Annotated in this window: 22 protein-coding genes; 21 read left to right on the top strand and 1 reads right to left on the bottom strand. The window is 52.4% G+C overall.

The window, feature by feature from the left end; genetic code table 11:
- Positions 1-156: 156 nt before the first annotated feature.
- The 7 genes from AC6I8D_RS10715 to AC6I8D_RS10685 all read left to right on the top strand — a co-directional run bounded on the left by AC6I8D_RS10715 (position 157) and on the right by AC6I8D_RS10685 (position 4102).
- Positions 157-747, top strand: a complete 591-nt coding sequence (locus AC6I8D_RS10715; protein WP_497820171.1) for a recombination protein NinG — start codon at positions 157-159, stop codon at positions 745-747.
- A 169-nt stretch (positions 748-916) separates the two neighbouring features.
- On the top strand, positions 917-1042 hold the full coding sequence (locus tag AC6I8D_RS10710; RefSeq protein WP_223563945.1) for a YlcG family protein: 126 nt from the start codon (positions 917-919) through the stop codon (positions 1040-1042).
- On the top strand, positions 1032-1646 hold the full coding sequence (locus tag AC6I8D_RS10705; protein WP_497820170.1) for a hypothetical protein: 615 nt from the start codon (positions 1032-1034) through the stop codon (positions 1644-1646). The genes AC6I8D_RS10710 and AC6I8D_RS10705 overlap by 11 nt, the downstream gene beginning before the upstream one ends.
- 482 nt (positions 1647-2128) lie before the next feature.
- Complete coding sequence (locus AC6I8D_RS10700; protein WP_039660053.1) at positions 2129-2371, top strand: phage holin; 243 nt, start codon at positions 2129-2131, stop codon at positions 2369-2371.
- 9 nt (positions 2372-2380) lie between these two features.
- A complete protein-coding gene (locus AC6I8D_RS10695) occupies positions 2381-2884 on the top strand; it encodes a lysozyme (RefSeq protein ID WP_078805263.1) in 504 nt (167 codons plus the stop codon).
- Positions 2868-3338, top strand: a complete 471-nt coding sequence (locus AC6I8D_RS10690) for a lysis protein (RefSeq protein ID WP_497820169.1) — start codon at positions 2868-2870, stop codon at positions 3336-3338. Before AC6I8D_RS10695 ends, AC6I8D_RS10690 begins: the two co-directional genes overlap by 17 nt.
- Before the next feature lie 224 nt (positions 3339-3562).
- On the top strand, positions 3563-4102 hold the full coding sequence (locus AC6I8D_RS10685) for a Rha family transcriptional regulator (protein ID WP_497820168.1): 540 nt from the start codon (positions 3563-3565) through the stop codon (positions 4100-4102).
- Between the two features lie 41 nt (positions 4103-4143).
- Here AC6I8D_RS10685 and AC6I8D_RS10680 read toward each other — a convergent pair whose 3' ends face one another.
- Positions 4144-4764 carry a hypothetical protein gene (locus tag AC6I8D_RS10680; RefSeq protein WP_497820167.1) on the bottom strand — a complete coding sequence of 207 codons (621 nt, stop codon included), beginning with the start codon at positions 4762-4764 and terminating at the stop codon, positions 4144-4146.
- Between the two features lie 48 nt (positions 4765-4812).
- On the opposite strand from AC6I8D_RS10680, the gene AC6I8D_RS10675 reads away from it, so the two are divergent.
- The 14 genes from AC6I8D_RS10675 (at position 4813) to AC6I8D_RS10610 (ending at position 14605) form a co-directional block, all read left to right on the top strand.
- Complete coding sequence (locus AC6I8D_RS10675; protein ID WP_497820166.1) at positions 4813-5412, top strand: hypothetical protein; 600 nt, start codon at positions 4813-4815, stop codon at positions 5410-5412.
- A 2-nt stretch (positions 5413-5414) separates the two neighbouring features.
- Positions 5415-6887: a terminase gene (locus AC6I8D_RS10670; protein WP_497820165.1), complete on the top strand. Its 1473-nt coding sequence runs from the start codon at positions 5415-5417 to the stop codon at positions 6885-6887.
- Between the two features lie 80 nt (positions 6888-6967).
- Positions 6968-8356, top strand: a complete 1389-nt coding sequence (locus tag AC6I8D_RS10665) for a DUF1073 domain-containing protein (RefSeq protein ID WP_497820675.1) — start codon at positions 6968-6970, stop codon at positions 8354-8356.
- Positions 8304-9272, top strand: coding sequence for a phage minor head protein (locus AC6I8D_RS10660; RefSeq protein ID WP_497820674.1), 969 nt, complete (start codon positions 8304-8306; stop codon positions 9270-9272). Before AC6I8D_RS10665 ends, AC6I8D_RS10660 begins: the two co-directional genes overlap by 53 nt.
- Positions 9248-9574 (top strand): hypothetical protein, encoded by a 327-nt coding sequence (locus tag AC6I8D_RS10655; protein ID WP_497820164.1) that lies wholly within the window; start codon positions 9248-9250, stop codon positions 9572-9574. The genes AC6I8D_RS10660 and AC6I8D_RS10655 overlap by 25 nt, the downstream gene beginning before the upstream one ends.
- 52 nt (positions 9575-9626) lie before the next feature.
- Positions 9627-10823 (top strand): DUF2213 domain-containing protein, encoded by a 1197-nt coding sequence (locus AC6I8D_RS10650; protein WP_497820163.1) that lies wholly within the window; start codon positions 9627-9629, stop codon positions 10821-10823.
- 3 nt (positions 10824-10826) lie between these two features.
- Positions 10827-11258, top strand: coding sequence for a hypothetical protein (locus tag AC6I8D_RS10645; protein ID WP_497820673.1), 432 nt, complete (start codon positions 10827-10829; stop codon positions 11256-11258).
- An 11-nt stretch (positions 11259-11269) separates the two neighbouring features.
- Positions 11270-12340: a major capsid protein gene (locus AC6I8D_RS10640; protein WP_497820162.1), complete on the top strand. Its 1071-nt coding sequence runs from the start codon at positions 11270-11272 to the stop codon at positions 12338-12340.
- Positions 12341-12349: 9 nt separating this feature from the next.
- Complete coding sequence (locus AC6I8D_RS10635) at positions 12350-12718, top strand: hypothetical protein (RefSeq protein WP_497820161.1); 369 nt, start codon at positions 12350-12352, stop codon at positions 12716-12718.
- A gap of 2 nt (positions 12719-12720) precedes the next feature.
- Entirely contained in the window at positions 12721-13098 is a 378-nt protein-coding gene (locus AC6I8D_RS10630) for a DUF7370 family protein (RefSeq protein ID WP_497820160.1), read from the top strand.
- Positions 13099-13266: 168 nt separating this feature from the next.
- On the top strand, positions 13267-13497 hold the full coding sequence (locus tag AC6I8D_RS10625; RefSeq protein ID WP_497820159.1) for a hypothetical protein: 231 nt from the start codon (positions 13267-13269) through the stop codon (positions 13495-13497).
- Between the two features lies 1 nt (position 13498).
- On the top strand, positions 13499-13846 hold the full coding sequence (locus tag AC6I8D_RS10620) for a hypothetical protein (protein WP_497820158.1): 348 nt from the start codon (positions 13499-13501) through the stop codon (positions 13844-13846).
- Position 13847: 1 nt separating this feature from the next.
- The gene (locus AC6I8D_RS10615) at positions 13848-14216 is read left to right on the top strand and encodes an HK97 gp10 family phage protein (protein WP_187493362.1); all 369 of its coding nucleotides are present in this window, start codon (positions 13848-13850) and stop codon (positions 14214-14216) included.
- Complete coding sequence (locus AC6I8D_RS10610) at positions 14213-14605, top strand: phage tail termination protein (protein ID WP_187493361.1); 393 nt, start codon at positions 14213-14215, stop codon at positions 14603-14605. The genes AC6I8D_RS10615 and AC6I8D_RS10610 overlap by 4 nt, the downstream gene beginning before the upstream one ends.
- Positions 14606-14614 lie beyond the last annotated feature (9 nt).

Genomic DNA, 14614 nt, shown 5'->3' with positions numbered 1-14614 from the left:
CGACTACTTCCCGTTGCGATGCGCCTGGAGATACCTTTGCTATCAAGTGCGTTGGCTGTCCAGCATTGCTCACCACGGAGGAAGTTTACTGTTGCTCGGCGTGCGTAGATTCATGGGTGGTAAGCGATCCGAACTTCGACATGACAGGAGAAAGTGATGGCTAAAGGCACGCAGCCGAAACCCCCTAAGCCGAAAACCTGTAAGCACTGCAAAACCAAATTCATCCCAGCCAGACCTCTCCAGTACATCTGCACCCCATCCTGCGCATACCAATACCAGCAACGACAGAAAGATAAGCAGCAGAAGGAAACTGACGCTGAAGCCCGTCGTGCCTGGAATAAGCGCAAGTCAGACCTGAAGCCGCTAAAGCACTGGGAAGACTTAACCCAGCGAGCTGTTAACGACTACATCACAAAGGGAAGGGACAGGGACTTACCGTGCATAAGTTGCGGCACTTGGGAGACGGTTCAGTGGGAAGCGGGGCATTACCGGTCACGCGGCGCGGCATCACAACTCCGCTACAACGAAGACAATCTGGCAAAACAGTGTCATCGCTGTAACGTCCAGCTATCCGGCAATCAACAGCAGTACCGTATCAACCTCATCACCAGAATCGGCCTTCAGCGCGTTCTGGCGCTCGAATCAAACAACGAACCTCACCGATACACCAGAGAAGAACTTGGCGGCCTCAGGGCGCGTTACAGAGCTTTGCTGCGCGAATTGGTTAAGCAGGGGGAAGCAGCATGAACTGGGACGCAGTTTTCGTAATCGCCGTGTGGGTGACATTTCTTTTCATCTGGCTTCCTCGCAAACACGCTCTGCACCGCAAGCGAATGTCATCACTAAGGGCAATGAACAAGGGCCATCGATTTAAGCAGAAATACAAGGCCATAAAGGCGCTAACCGGGAGGTCATCATGACCGAATACCTAAGAGAGAAGTGGCTACGTCTTCGCATTCTCAAGATGCGCGGCATGTACGAGATCAACTACCGGATAATCCGGAACACGGCGAAGATGATGGGGGTGAAGCATGCAGTCTGACACCTTAGCTCAGCTTGCACTGGTCATGCGTAAATCAGACCTGAAGAAACAATACCTGAAGCCGGTAAAGCTTATCACTCCGCTTCAATCAGCCTGGGTAAGATGCCTGCTCGATATGTGGGGCGAGAAGTATGGCGGCTATGTGGGGCCTGACGTCGGGAAGGTGAGCGTTATCGGCCGACTAATGATCCGCAAGGAATGGAATGACCGGGAGTCAGAGCGAATTATGGAAGTCGTCGAAAACCTCCATAAGCAGGGATACCGCGGCGATGAGTTATTCATCAAGGCAAAGCAAATCATCAATCCACAGAATTCAGTCAGCAATCTTCTCGACCGCGCCAACGAACAGGAAGACGCCGACTTAGTTGAATCTGTTATCTGCCGTATCTTTGCGCCAAACAATCCGATCCGACATGTGGCAATTAAATACTACTGCGAACGCAAATGCGCGCAAGATATTGCCTTTGAGCTATCCCGCCTTACTGGAATCCATATTGAGACCAGCCGAAAGCGAATTAGGTGGTGCCGTGAGTTACTGGAAGCATCCCTATATCACGCTATAAAGCAGGAACTGAATGGGATAAATCACAAAAATGCTGCTTAAATGCAAAAAGTCGTAAAATCTATTTGATAACGAGACGTGGACCTGGTACATTTCTGTTATGCTCGGGACAGAAGTCGTTGAGCAACAGAATTAAGTCAGTTCCATCGATTTGTGATAGTCAAAGCGCCCTGCGGTCTCACCAACTGCGAGGGCGTTTTTTTATTTCTATACCCTCCTGGGGATAAGATTCACCGCATACCCTATTGCGGATAAGTAACGCTACTAAACTATTTCAAAGGTCAGCCATAGAGCTGGCCTTTTCTGTTTTCGCCCCTGCCAATCACTGCGACCTCACAGATTTCCCTAAGTGGCAGCGGGCGATCTTTTACGCATAAAAAAATCCGCACAATGGCGGATTATTTCTTATTGGCTACCCAACGGCGGTGCGGTGTTTTCTCTCGACAAGAAAAGACTAACCGGACTTGCTCAGTTCAGAAAGTAGACAATTCCTAATTGAGCCTGTCCCCGTAACCGGGGGTCACATGAGTATTGATATGAGCAAACTGGCATCAGGCGCAGCATATGGCGCATCTGCCGGGACGATTGCCAATGGTCTGCTGACCCGGTTAAGTCCCGATGAATGGAGTGCTGTGGGCGTACTGGCCGGTATTCTGGTCGCGCTCTTCACGCTCGGCATCAACTGGTATTACAAGCGTAAAACAACGATAGCGCAGATTAAAGCCCTTCAGCGCTGGCCTACTGCTCCGGACATCAACGAGGATTAACCCATGGCTATGTCAAACAGCCTGCGCAATAAGCTTATTGCTGTCGCGGGTGGCGGAGCTATGGCTATCGCCACGGTATTCCTCGGCGGAAAGGATGGAGTAGAGGGAAGGGTATACGAGCCTTACAAAGATGTGGCGGGCGTCTGGACTGTCTGCGACGGCCACACTGGCACCGACATCATAAAGGGTAAGAAGTACACCGACCGCGAATGCGACCGCCTGATGTGGAACGATCTGCAGCCAGTCAAGAAGGCGGTTGATGGAATGGTCAAAATTCCACTGGGTGAATATCAGCGGGCCGCACTGTACAGCTTCACCTATAACGTTGGCACAAACGCGTTCTCGAAATCGACACTGCTTAAGCGTCTGAATGCCGGTGATGTAGATGGCGCATGTGAAGAATTACGCCGCTGGATTTATGCGGGCGGCCAGAAATGGCGTGGACTGATGAACCGCCGGGATATGGAGCGGACCATGTGCCTGGCGGAGAGTGCAGATGACCTCAAAGGCTAAAGTGCTCACTGCGCTCATCCTGCTAGCTCTGCTGCTATTAGCCACCTCGGTAGCTTTCGCGCTTTATTACCGCGGCAATGCCATTGACTACAAGGCACAGCGTGACACCGCAACCAGCAATCTCAAGCTGGCTCATGACACCATCACCGACATGCAGACGCGCCAGCGCGATGTGGCGGCACTCGATGAGAAATACACGAAGGAGCTAGCTGATGCTAAAGCGACTATCGATCAGCTGCATGATGATGTTGCTACTGGCAAGCGTCGGTTGCAGCTCAACGCCACCTGCCAGAAACAATCTTCATCCGGAGCCGCCGGCATGGATGATGCAGCCAGCGCCCGACTTACTGACGCCGCTCAACGGGATTATTTCACCCTCAGAGAGCGAATCGAAGTTGCCGGAAAGCAAATAGCTGGATTGCAGCAGTACATCAGAGAGCAATGCCTGAGGTAGTGTTCACGCGGTCCGCAAAAAGTAATTTAAGCTGTAAGAAATGAGAGCTGCGCCAGTGATGGTGCGGCTTTTTTTACGTCTGAAGTAACCCACAGCGCAGTCGCATGCGCATCTCAACGAGAGCCTTTCAGTAAGCGAGCCTGAGAACAGCCGTTATAGGTGGCGACCTCTCTCGGGCGGCTTTTCTGTGCGAACAGGCTCACTTTCTAAAAGGTAGAAACGCAATGACATATCCAACTGTAGTTAATGGTATGGACTTCCGTGAGCTGGTGTTCCTGACCGGCGCGGAGTCATCAACTGACACTTTCAAAGTGGCGAAGGCTTTTGGCAAGGATCACAAAGACGTCCTGCGAAAAACACGAAGCGTTATCAGTCAGTGCTCAACAGAGTTCGCAGAGCGCAATTTTACGCTTTGCCATGAAAACAATGAGTTACAGAATGGTAAGCCACAGCCATTTTATCAGATGACCCGAGATGGATGGACGATGCTGGTATTCAGCTTTACCGGCAAGGCGGCAATGGCATTCAAAGAGGCTTACATCGCAGCTTTCAACTGGATGACCGACATGATCCGGCAGGGCGTTGCAAACCTTGAGGCAGAGAGAAATGCTGCTGTGCTTGAGTTTATGAAAGAGAAGGATGTTGCCAGCATGTCCGGCAGATTACTTAACCGCTGGGGAAGGGTTAAAAAGCCTCAATTGCTCGCTCGCATTGAGCGAATCGATCAGCATGGGCAGATCACCATCCCCGGACTACCAAAGTGACCATCACAAGGCGCATTTGCGAGTGCGCCTGATGATGAGCTTTAAATCTGAGACCTATCCAGCAACCCCAGCCAGTCTTCAAGCTGGACTTTTATCATAGATGTAATGTGGGTGAAGCACTCCAAAGGCTCAAGGAAGTGCACATCTTCTCTGTCAAAATCGTTTGGCCCGATAATAAGCTCGAAGTTTTCGCCGCCTCTATGCCGAAGGGCTTCTTTGATGTGCTCTTCTGAAAAATGTATGTAACCACTAGTCTTCTTATAGACATTGATAACCCAAGGGTTAACTCTACTCACCCGCCGAGCAAGATAATTATCTGTCATTGGCTGGTTATCATCTGCCTTCATCTTGCTGATAATCTTTCCATTCAAGACATCCTTAGAAAATTTGATTCTATCTTTGGAGAAGAAGCCAGCGTAAAGGCGTAGCGAGTTGTCTAATTGCATCCGCACTAAAGCTAATGCACATAAAGAGTTTCGGTCCCTAAGCATTGCCTTGAAGCCGGAAGTTAAAGCGCAACTTCTTCTTGCAATACCTATAGCCATAAAGAAATCATAACTAAAGTCCTTGTTAGCCATATTTAAGAACAGGCATTTAATCTCTTCATCTGCACGATCTAGTTCTTTCATTAACTCAAGATATCTTTCGTCTTTGCTTTTCATGAATGCATTCCAATTGATATTAACCACACCATTAAGGCACAGATAACTATGGCAACACCAGATTGGGAGGCCATCGAGTCGGCTTACCGGGCTGGCTTGATGTCTATCCGTGAAATAGCTTCACAGCATGGCATCACTCACGGCGCGATAAACAAGCGTGCAAAACGTGACGGATGGGAGCGAGACCTCAAGGCGAAGATAAAAGCCAAGGCTGACGCATTGGTATCCAAACGTGAGGTATCCAAACAGGTATCCACTGAAACGGCTACCAACGAGCGGATACTTATCGAGGCCAACGCTGAGGTAATCGCCAATGTCCGCATGGAGCATCGTGGGGACATTCGCCGAGCACGTAACATCTCCAGCTCATTGTTTGGTGAACTCGAAGCGCAGTGCGCTGACGTAGGCGCACTGGAACAGCTTGGCGAACTGATGCTTAGCCCTGACGACAAAGGGCAGGACAAGCTCAACGAAATCTACCACAAGGTTATCAGCATGCCTGGTCGGGTTAAGTCGATGAAAGATTTATCCGACACGCTGAAAACTCTGATTGGCCTTGAGCGTCAGGCATATGACATCGACGGCCCGACCGGCGACGAATCAACGAAGAAACTTTCCGATTTGATGGATGATTTAGCCAAGGGGTAATCATGAAGCCTGAACACATCGCGCTTCTGCGTGAAAAGCTCTGGCGTCTGAATAATCTCTACTGGATTACCGACAAAGAAGGCAAGCCAGTCCGGTTCAAAATGACACCGGAGCAGCTCGAGTACTTCGAGGGCATGCACACACGCAACATCATCCTTAAAGCACGTCAGCTTGGTTTCACCACAGAAGTCTGCATTATCCAGTTGGATGCGGCTTTGTTCGAGGCTGCCAAGTGCGCCCTGATCGCCCACACCCTCAACGATGCTAAGCGCCTGTTCCGGGAAAAGGTGAAGTACGCCTATGACCGGCTGCCGGCAGAAATCAGGGCTGCCAATCCGGCGAGCAATGATTCGGCGGGTGAGTTGGTATTCAGAAAGGGCGGGTCACTTTACGTCAGCACGTCATTCCGTGGCGGAACGCTGCGTTTCCTGCACGTTTCCGAGTTTGGGAAGATATGCGCTAAGTTCCCCGACAAAGCCCGTGAGATTGTCACTGGTGCGTTTGAGGCTGTATCCAGCGATTGCTTCACCACTATTGAGAGCACAGCAGAAGGGCGGGCCAGTTACTTCTTTGATTATTGCCAGACCGCTGAGAAAGCCCAGTTGCAGGGAAAGACGCTTTCGAGTCTGGACTGGAAGTTTTTCTTCTTCTCCTGGTGGAAGAATCCCCTGTATGCAATCGACCCCGTAGAGCCTCTACCGCAACGCCTCGACGATTACTTTGACGATATTGAGCAGAAGCACGGCGTCATTCTCAATGATCGCCAGAAAGCCTGGTATTACGCCAAAGAGAAGACGCTCGGCGATGATATGAAGCGCGAGTATCCGTCAATACCTGCTGAAGCATTCGAGCAGTCGGTAGAGGGTGCTTATTACGCCAAGCAATTCCGCTGGCTCTACACAAATAAAAGAGTTGGTGAGTTACTTGATAACTCTCATCAGCTGGTTCACACCTTCTGGGATATCGGGGTAGGCGACTCGACAGCTATATGGTTCATCCGTGAAGTCGGCGATGAATTCCACGTCATCGACTACTACGAGAACAGCGGTGAAGGTCTACGGCATTACATGAAGGTGCTGAAAGACCGCGGCTATGAGTATGGCGATCACTGGGCGCCGCACGATATCGATAACCGTGAGTTTGCCGGTGATGGCAAGAGCCGTAGGCAGATAGCGGCAGAAGGCTTTGAAATCGACGGCCGGGTTTATTCAATCCGCTTCAAGGTCGCACCAAAGCTTGGTGTTGATACCGGCATCGACTCTGTGCGCGAAATTCTTCCTAAGTGCGCATTTGACGCATCCAAATGCGAGCAGGGCATCTCTCACCTTGAGGGGTACCGCAAGGAGTGGGACGACAAACGCGGCTGCTGGAAAGACAAGCCTTTGCACGACTTCACATCGCACGGCGCTGATGCGTTCCGCTACTTTGCTGTGGCGAAAACGAATCACAAACAGACCGGCGCAATATTCTTCTAAGGAGCTCATCAGTGAGTGAACTAAGCAACGGGGAACAATTCCTTGTGAACGCCCTCGCTCATGAGATAGGGCGCCAGCGAATGATGTATGCGGGTCGACCCGGGAACACCAAGCGCACAAAGCTTTGGGATGAGTTCGGTTACCCGGAAAATCTTGAATTTGACCGTTACTACCGCGCCTATGAGCGTAATGCCGTTGGCTATGCCGCCGTACACAAGCTTCTCGACTCCTGCTGGGTGGATAACCCGACCATTATTGACGGTGAAGAAAACAAAGAGTCTACCGAAACCACAGCGTGGGAAAAGACAGTAACGAAATTGCTGAAAAAGCATTGGCCGAAGATTAAGGATGCTGACCGACGCAACCTCATCGGCCGGTACTCGGCGATCCTGATTCAGTTCAGAGATGGCAGGGAATGGAGCCAGCCAGTTGATCGCGTTGTTGTTGGCCGGCTTGCTGATAAGGCGATCGTGAAGCTTATCCCCGCGTGGGAGTCTCAGGTTAGGCCCGGAAATTTTGATACCGACACGCTATCCGAAACCTACGGTCAGCCGGTGTCCTACAACTTCAATGAGCAGCCTGTTGGTGATGACGGCACATACGGACCGGTGCGCGGCGTAACGGTGCATCCAGATCGCGTCATCATCCTCTGCGAAGGTTCAGAAGACGAAAACATGCTTTCGGGCGTTCCTTATCTCCGAGCCGGGTACAACAAGCTGCTAGACCTTGAAAAGGTATCAGGTGGTAGCTCTGAGGGATTCCTGAAGAATGCCAGCCGTCAACTAGGCATCGCTTTCGATAAAGAAACCGACATGGACTCGCTAAAAAGGGCGGCCACCGATGCTGGATTCAAAGACCTGGGCGAGGCACTTAACGACAAGGTCGCTAAGATGAATCGAGGGACAGATGCGGCGCTGGTGATGCAGGCAGGAACGCCTTCTGTGCTCTCCGTTGCCCCGGCAGACCCAAAGCCAACGTGGGAAGTTACCGCTAACGAGTTCGCAGCATCAATTCAGTGCCCGTTCACCATTCTGTTTGGTCAGCAGACTGGCCGGCTGGCATCAGACCAGGATAAAGCAGACTGGGCTAAACGATGCAATGCGCGCCGATGGGGTTTCATGAGCTCTGTTGTGCAGACGCTGCTGGAACGATTCTGGGCGCTGGGTGTAATTGAGGCTCCTAAGTCAGGTGAAGTCACGCTGGCGTGGTCTGACTTGCTAGCCCCAAGTGAGAAAGAGAAGATCGCCAATATGCAGGCAATGGCTACCGTGGCGAAAGATACTCAGGCGGCCTTTGGCACTCCAGCCGTTGACGAAAATGAGGTGCGGACAGTTGGCGAACTTGAGCCACGCAAAGCGCCAGCCACGCCTGACCCAAACAAAAAATTAACCGATAAGGACCCGCTGACAGATGACGATGACAGCGAAAACCCGAATCGGGACGCCAATAGTACCCCGAAACAAAGCTGACCCGACGCAATCCGCCCGGCCTGTTAACCGGATGTTCCGCGACATCGAGAATCGCTACTACCAGATTAAGGTAGCACTGAAGAGGCTATTCGATGAGCGCCTGACCGGGCAGGAGAGGGCGAGCAACACGCAGAGCTATGCGGTGCATGGCAACGTGATTTATCAGGTGAATGCCGGCGCGCACATCTACGACATGTCGGCACCTCAACTGGCTGACCTGCTGCAGCGTGTCCAGCTCATCCTTGATGATTACCTGCTGGAAGGCGGTAGCAACAGCTTGTGGGCGCTTCAGTACGTCGCGGCAGAATATGAGCGCGGTACTCATCAAGCCTTCACCAATCTGTCGGTGCAGTCGCCCATCTACGAGCAGCAGACGACGCTTCAGCAGCTACTCAACTCGGCCGCATACCAGAATCAGGTGGCAGCAGCGTACGTATCGACGTACAGCGACTGGCTGCTTGAGTCTGACCGGGCGCGTGGTGACCTGGCTAATGTGATAGCCGATTCGATAGGTCGCGGCATCAACCCAAAAGAAACGGCGCGAATCATCAGCCAGAGGCTCGACGTCTCAATGGCTCGGGCCAAGAACATGGCGCAGACCGAGCAGGTTGGTGCGCTTCGTAAGGCTCAGTGGCAGGAAACTGACTGGGCACGTGAACGGCTGGGACTGAATACTGCAGTTCTCTGGCTGTCGGCGCTAAAGCCTACGACGCGATCGTGGCACGCAGCCAGGCATGGCAGGACCTACACCACTGAAGAGGTTGAGGCTTTTTACGCCGAAAATGGCAACCGCTATCACTGCTACTGCAGCCAGATACCGGTCATTCTCGACGATTCGGGCAAGGTAGTTAATGAAGGCTTGGTCAGCAGGTTGACCGAAGAGCGTAAGCGATGGAAATCATTCGATGCATCGTGATAAAAGAATGGTTTTGCAAAGAGGATTTTATGGCAAAACCAGACGAACCATATCGCATGCTGAAGGTGGAAAGCTATCTTCCTGAGAAGATGTCAGGGAGGAAAGGGAAAGTGCATATCAGGCCGCTTGGCGGTCAGTGGGCTTCAGAATCTCTAGCCGTTGAGTGCTCAAAAAAGCTATCTGACTTGACGGTTTATCCTTTAGGTAGTCAGTTTGAAATTTGCGCCAAGCTCACCGACAGGGAGGATGGTGGGGAGTATGTTTATAGCTCCTTTAGATGGGAGTTTAAATTTCTAAAGTAGGTCGCTAAGGCGGCCTTTTTTATTGCCTTAAATCATCCAACAAGGACACAGCATGAAACGCAATCGCGTTAACGTGCTGTCCGTCGTCAACTCTGCGTCAAACATCACAACAGAAATCATCAACGGCAGGCCACACATTGTGGTCCGTGGCGTCACGCCTATCGTTGACGACATCGTGATGAACGGCAAGTTGTATACGGCAGCAGAAATCGCTAAGGGCTACAAAACCCTTGAGCGCACCCCTATGCCTTTGGGGCATCCAAAAGTTGATGGCAAACACGTCTCAGCCCGCGATGTTCAGGCGGTCAATGAATACCACGTAGGCGCATGGCTGCAGGATGTAGAACACAAGGATGGCAAGGTTTCTGGCGACATGTACGTTGATCGCCGTTATGCCGAATCAACTGAGAAAGGCCAGCGGCTGGTCAATCGACTTGATGATATGGCAGCGCGTAAAAATGTTGAGCCAATCCACATTTCTACAGGGCTTCTTTACTCCGGCATCGCCGCTAATGGCGAGTCGAAGGGCAAGAAGTACCGCGAAATCGTCACCAACATGATGTTTGACCATGTGGCCAACTTGCTTGACGAGCCGGGCGCCGGCACACCAGAGGAGGGCGTCGGCATCTTCGTCAACTCCGATGGCTCCGAGCAGGAACTGGAAGTGGTGAACCTGGCTGAAGCCGAGACGCCAGACCCTGATTTACCGCAAGACCCCGCCCTTAAAACACTTTTCAACCAGCTAAAGGCGTTTTTCAGCGCCAACAGCAATTCCGTCAAAGAGGAAGAAAACCCGATGAAAGAACTCATCACCAATGCGCTGAAAGCGAAAGGCATCGACGTTGAAGGCAAGTCCGATGCTGAGCTGATGGACGCTTACAACCAGATGGCAGCTGATGACGCTAAAGCGAAAGCCGAAGCCGATGAAAAGGCCAAGAAAGAGAAAGAAGAGGCTGATAAGAAAGCCAAAGAGACAGCAACGAACAGCGAGCAGGCCCCGGCATGGTTCAAGCCATTTGCCGACAAACTGAGCACCATTGAAAGCGGCCTGGCGGTTAACGCAGACAAAGAAAAGGGCGAAAAACGTAGCGCCGTGAAAGCGAAATTTGGTCTGGACGATCTGGCCGTCAATGCTCTCGATGGTGCTGCGCTGGATGGCTTGTATGCACAGTGCCAGACCACTACCGGCCTCAACGGTTCTTTCCGTCAGGTCAACTCAGATAAAACCCTCAGCGAAATGCCGGAGTAAATGATGGCTAAAGTTGGAAAGCATGTAATTCACGCGGGCGGTGTATTCCCTAATCCGCTCCTGAATCGTGAAGGTGCCGCGGCAGCAGCCACCAAGCCTGGCACTATCGGTTTCTTTGATGCGGGCAAATTCACTGCATCGGTTGATGGTAATGAAGAAGCGATTCTTTATGTCGCCAACTACGACTACCTACGCTGCCTGACTGTTGATGACAGCATTCCGGCTGGCGAACTGGTCGTGGGTATCCAGCCAATGCAGGGCATGTTCCTGAACGTACGCGCTGCGGCCGGCACCTACAAAAAAGGCCAGCCGCTTTCAATCGCTAACGGGCAGGTCAAAGCGCACGCCGCTGATGAGTCCGTTCGCTGCTATGTCGAAGAAGACAAAGCCTATACCGCCGCTGCAGGTGACCTGCTGCGCGTTGTGATCAAGTAAGGAGCACCTGAATGTTTGTATTTTCCCGTTCCCTGGGCGAGCGCACTGGAAACCTCGAGGTTAACCAGTCGCAGTTTGCCGAACTACAAATGGCGCGTAATGCGGGTGCTCAGGCTGCTGCCGATTTCCTCGGTCGCGTGCGTGGCATTCGTGAAGATGCCGGACGCCTCGATGCCGTCAATGCTGTTGACGATATCCGCCGCCTTTACCGCGCCTTCGATACCACCGTTCTGGCTCAGTTCGAGCCAACCACTCAGTTCACCCTGCTGAATGACCTGATGCCGCTGTCTCGCTCAGTGCGCATTGAACAGTCACGCTACGATTACGCTCGTACCGGTGGCCGCGGCTGGGCGCACACATCCATGTCCGGTCAGATCGGCGCGGCGCTGGATGCTAAGAGCTACACCTTTGACGGCACCATGGTTCCGGTGCATGACTCAGGCTTCAAGTTCACCTGGCGTGACCCAATCTTTAACAGCCCGTCAGCACTCCAGTCTCAGGCTGATGCGCAAAGCGGCTCTGTTGAAGACGTTCAGCGTCAGTACGTTGACTATATGTTCAACGGCTTCCGAGATTCAGAAGGCAACTACGTTAAGTTTGACGGCCTGACCTGGAAAGGCCTGAAGGCTGACGAGCGCGTTGCTCAGGTGACTCTGACCTTCAACTTTGCAATCAGCACCGATCCGGTAGCGCTGCGCACCAATGCGATCGCCCTGCGTGATGTGGTCCGTGTGACCAACAGCCAGTACGCACCGCAGACGTGGTACGTGTCGGCAGAGGTCATGTCGAACCTTGAGCGTTACTTCGACGTGAACGCAACCCGCACCGTTCTGGAAGAGCTTCTGAAGCTGTCTGGTATCGCGGCCATCAAAGAAGATGCGCAGCTGTCAGGTAACGAAATCCTGATTGTGCCACTGACTGCAGGCGTCATCGCTCCGATCGTCGGTCAGGCTATCGGCACCGTTGCCGACCCGCGCCCGTTCTACAACAGCGATTACATCTGGCGTACATGGGGTGCAATGGGTCTGATGGTTAAGCAGGACATCAACAACAAATACTCCGTCATTCACGCGTCGAGCTAAGGAAAAAATATGGCACTCGTAAAGGTATTGGTTTCAAACCTCTTTGCCGGTGCCGGCTTCCAGAAACTGGAGGCTGGCCAGGTTTATGACGTAGAGGATTCGGTCGCTGAAAAGTGGATCGCACAGGGTAAGGTGGAGAAAACCAACGAGAAGAAAGGTGAGAAGCTGACCTTCGAAGTGGCTACACCGTCTGCACCTGTAAGCACTGACACATCGGTGCTGCAATCGAAGCTCGACGATGCGAATGCGCAGATTAAATCTCTGCAGGATGCCGCTGTGAGCAAAGAGAAAGAGCACGCAGCAGCTCTGGAACCAGAAACCAAGCGAGCTGACGATGCCGAAGCAGCGCTGGCAGCCGCAACCAAAAAGGATAAGTAACCATGGCAGTGCAGATAACGGCAGCGCAGGTTAAACAGCAGTTATCTGCGCTGGGATACTCCGTCCCGGACTTCATGATTGACGCCTACCTGTGCAAGTTAGGCGGTATCAGCATGTGCCTGGAGGCGGCTGGCTACGATGAATGCGATCTGATGCTGATTCAGGTGTACGCCGTGACGTTGATGGCTATCACCGCATACAGCCAGCGCATCAAATCACAGTCAGCGCCTTCAGGGGCGTCCCGGTCATTCGATTACAGCGGTGATGTGAAGACTATGCGCAACACTCTCGCCGCGCTGGATACGTCTGGCTGTACGTCAGCACTACCAATTGATGTAGGCAGCAGCGTTGGTTTCTTTGACGTTGTGGGAGGCTGCTGATGTGGATTCCTGTAGCAGAAAGGCTACCCAGGGCATTCAGCCGGGTGTGGGTGAAAACCGATACCGGCGCGCAGGCTACCGGATACGTTAACGAGGCTGGCGAGTGGCGCATTAACTGCCCTCGCATCGCTGCTGAAAAGCCCACTGTAATCAGCTGGAGGGGATGAGATGGCAACTCAAGCCAAAAGGCTCAAAGCAGTAATTTTCGACATCAAATGCAATCTCGCGGGAGTTGCCGAAAACTACTCGGGCGAAACTATGAACCTCTATGCAATTGAGGGCTTGCTGAGCATCACAAGCGGCAATCCATCATGCACATTCATCCCGGTGGGTGATGACCGCTATATCAGCATTAAAACCATTGAATCTATCTGCATAAAAAAAGTCCTCGAGGAATGACATGTCATCTTTAGCCAGTTGGTCATACACAGCTCAGGCGACCATCTGGAAGCCTTTAGGGCTGGATGAGTACGGAGATTCTCTAGGCTGGTCTGAGCCGATGGTGATTGCCTGCGACTATCAGGGTGGACTGAGCAAGCGGTTAGGGGTGATTGGCGGCGAGAAGGTAGTTAAGAACACCATATGGACGGAGTACGCACTGGCAGATACCGGTGATTACATCCTGATTGGTGCGTCGAGCAATCCAGACCCGATCGCAGCGGGCGCTGATGAGGTTATGCAGGCAATTCGCTATGCGGACACCTTTGAGCGGGTGGCTGATGATTACGCAATCCTGACGGGGGCCTGATATGGGAGTAAAAGTCCGCGGTATCCGACAGGCTCAGCAGAACCTCAACGCACTGATTGGTGACATTCAGGGCAGGAAGGCTGTCAGAGCTATTCAGAGCGCATTAATCATCGGTTCATCACAGGCAGCGCTGTATACGCCTATCGACACGTCCACGCTCATCAACAGCCAGTATCGAGAGCTCGACATCAAAGGTACGAGGTTAACCGGGCGGGTTGGCTACTCAGCAAACTATGCGGTTTATGTTCACGACCCGAATGTGCCGCAGACCTTCCGCCGGGCGACAGCCCAGAAGGAGTTTTTGACCAAAGGCTTCGAGGATACTCGGGACCTCATCGACCGAACCATTAAAAAGGAGATGAGCTTGTGAATCCTCCGATGCATCAGCGCGTTAAAAATCTTCTTATCGGTGCCGGCCTGACTTCCGGATACACGGTTCAGTCACTCATCTGGACTGATACGGGTGACCTGAAGCAGCGGTTCATCGTATTCCGGCCGAATGGCGGCACGCCGGTAGACAGAGATATCGGTTCCGACCATTACGTGCTTGTTGACCTGATCACCGGCAAGTCTGCAGGAGATTACGCAAAGTCAGAGTCTGACGTGCAGGCAATCATCGACTACGTGCAGCAAAACCCTATCAGCGACCCCTGCGTCGGCCAAATCACCAATATGGGTGGCATACCATCACCAATCCCCACGGCAGAGGGGCGTATGGTCTGGCGCCTGCAATTTGCCTGTTCTTACGGCGAAAGTTAATCAAAAGAG

Source organism: Pantoea sp. X-Soil-MYKO-1785, assembly GCF_059730675.1.
The sequence above is the reverse complement of the archived record's forward strand: the minus strand, read 5'-3'. Positions and strand labels throughout refer to the sequence as shown.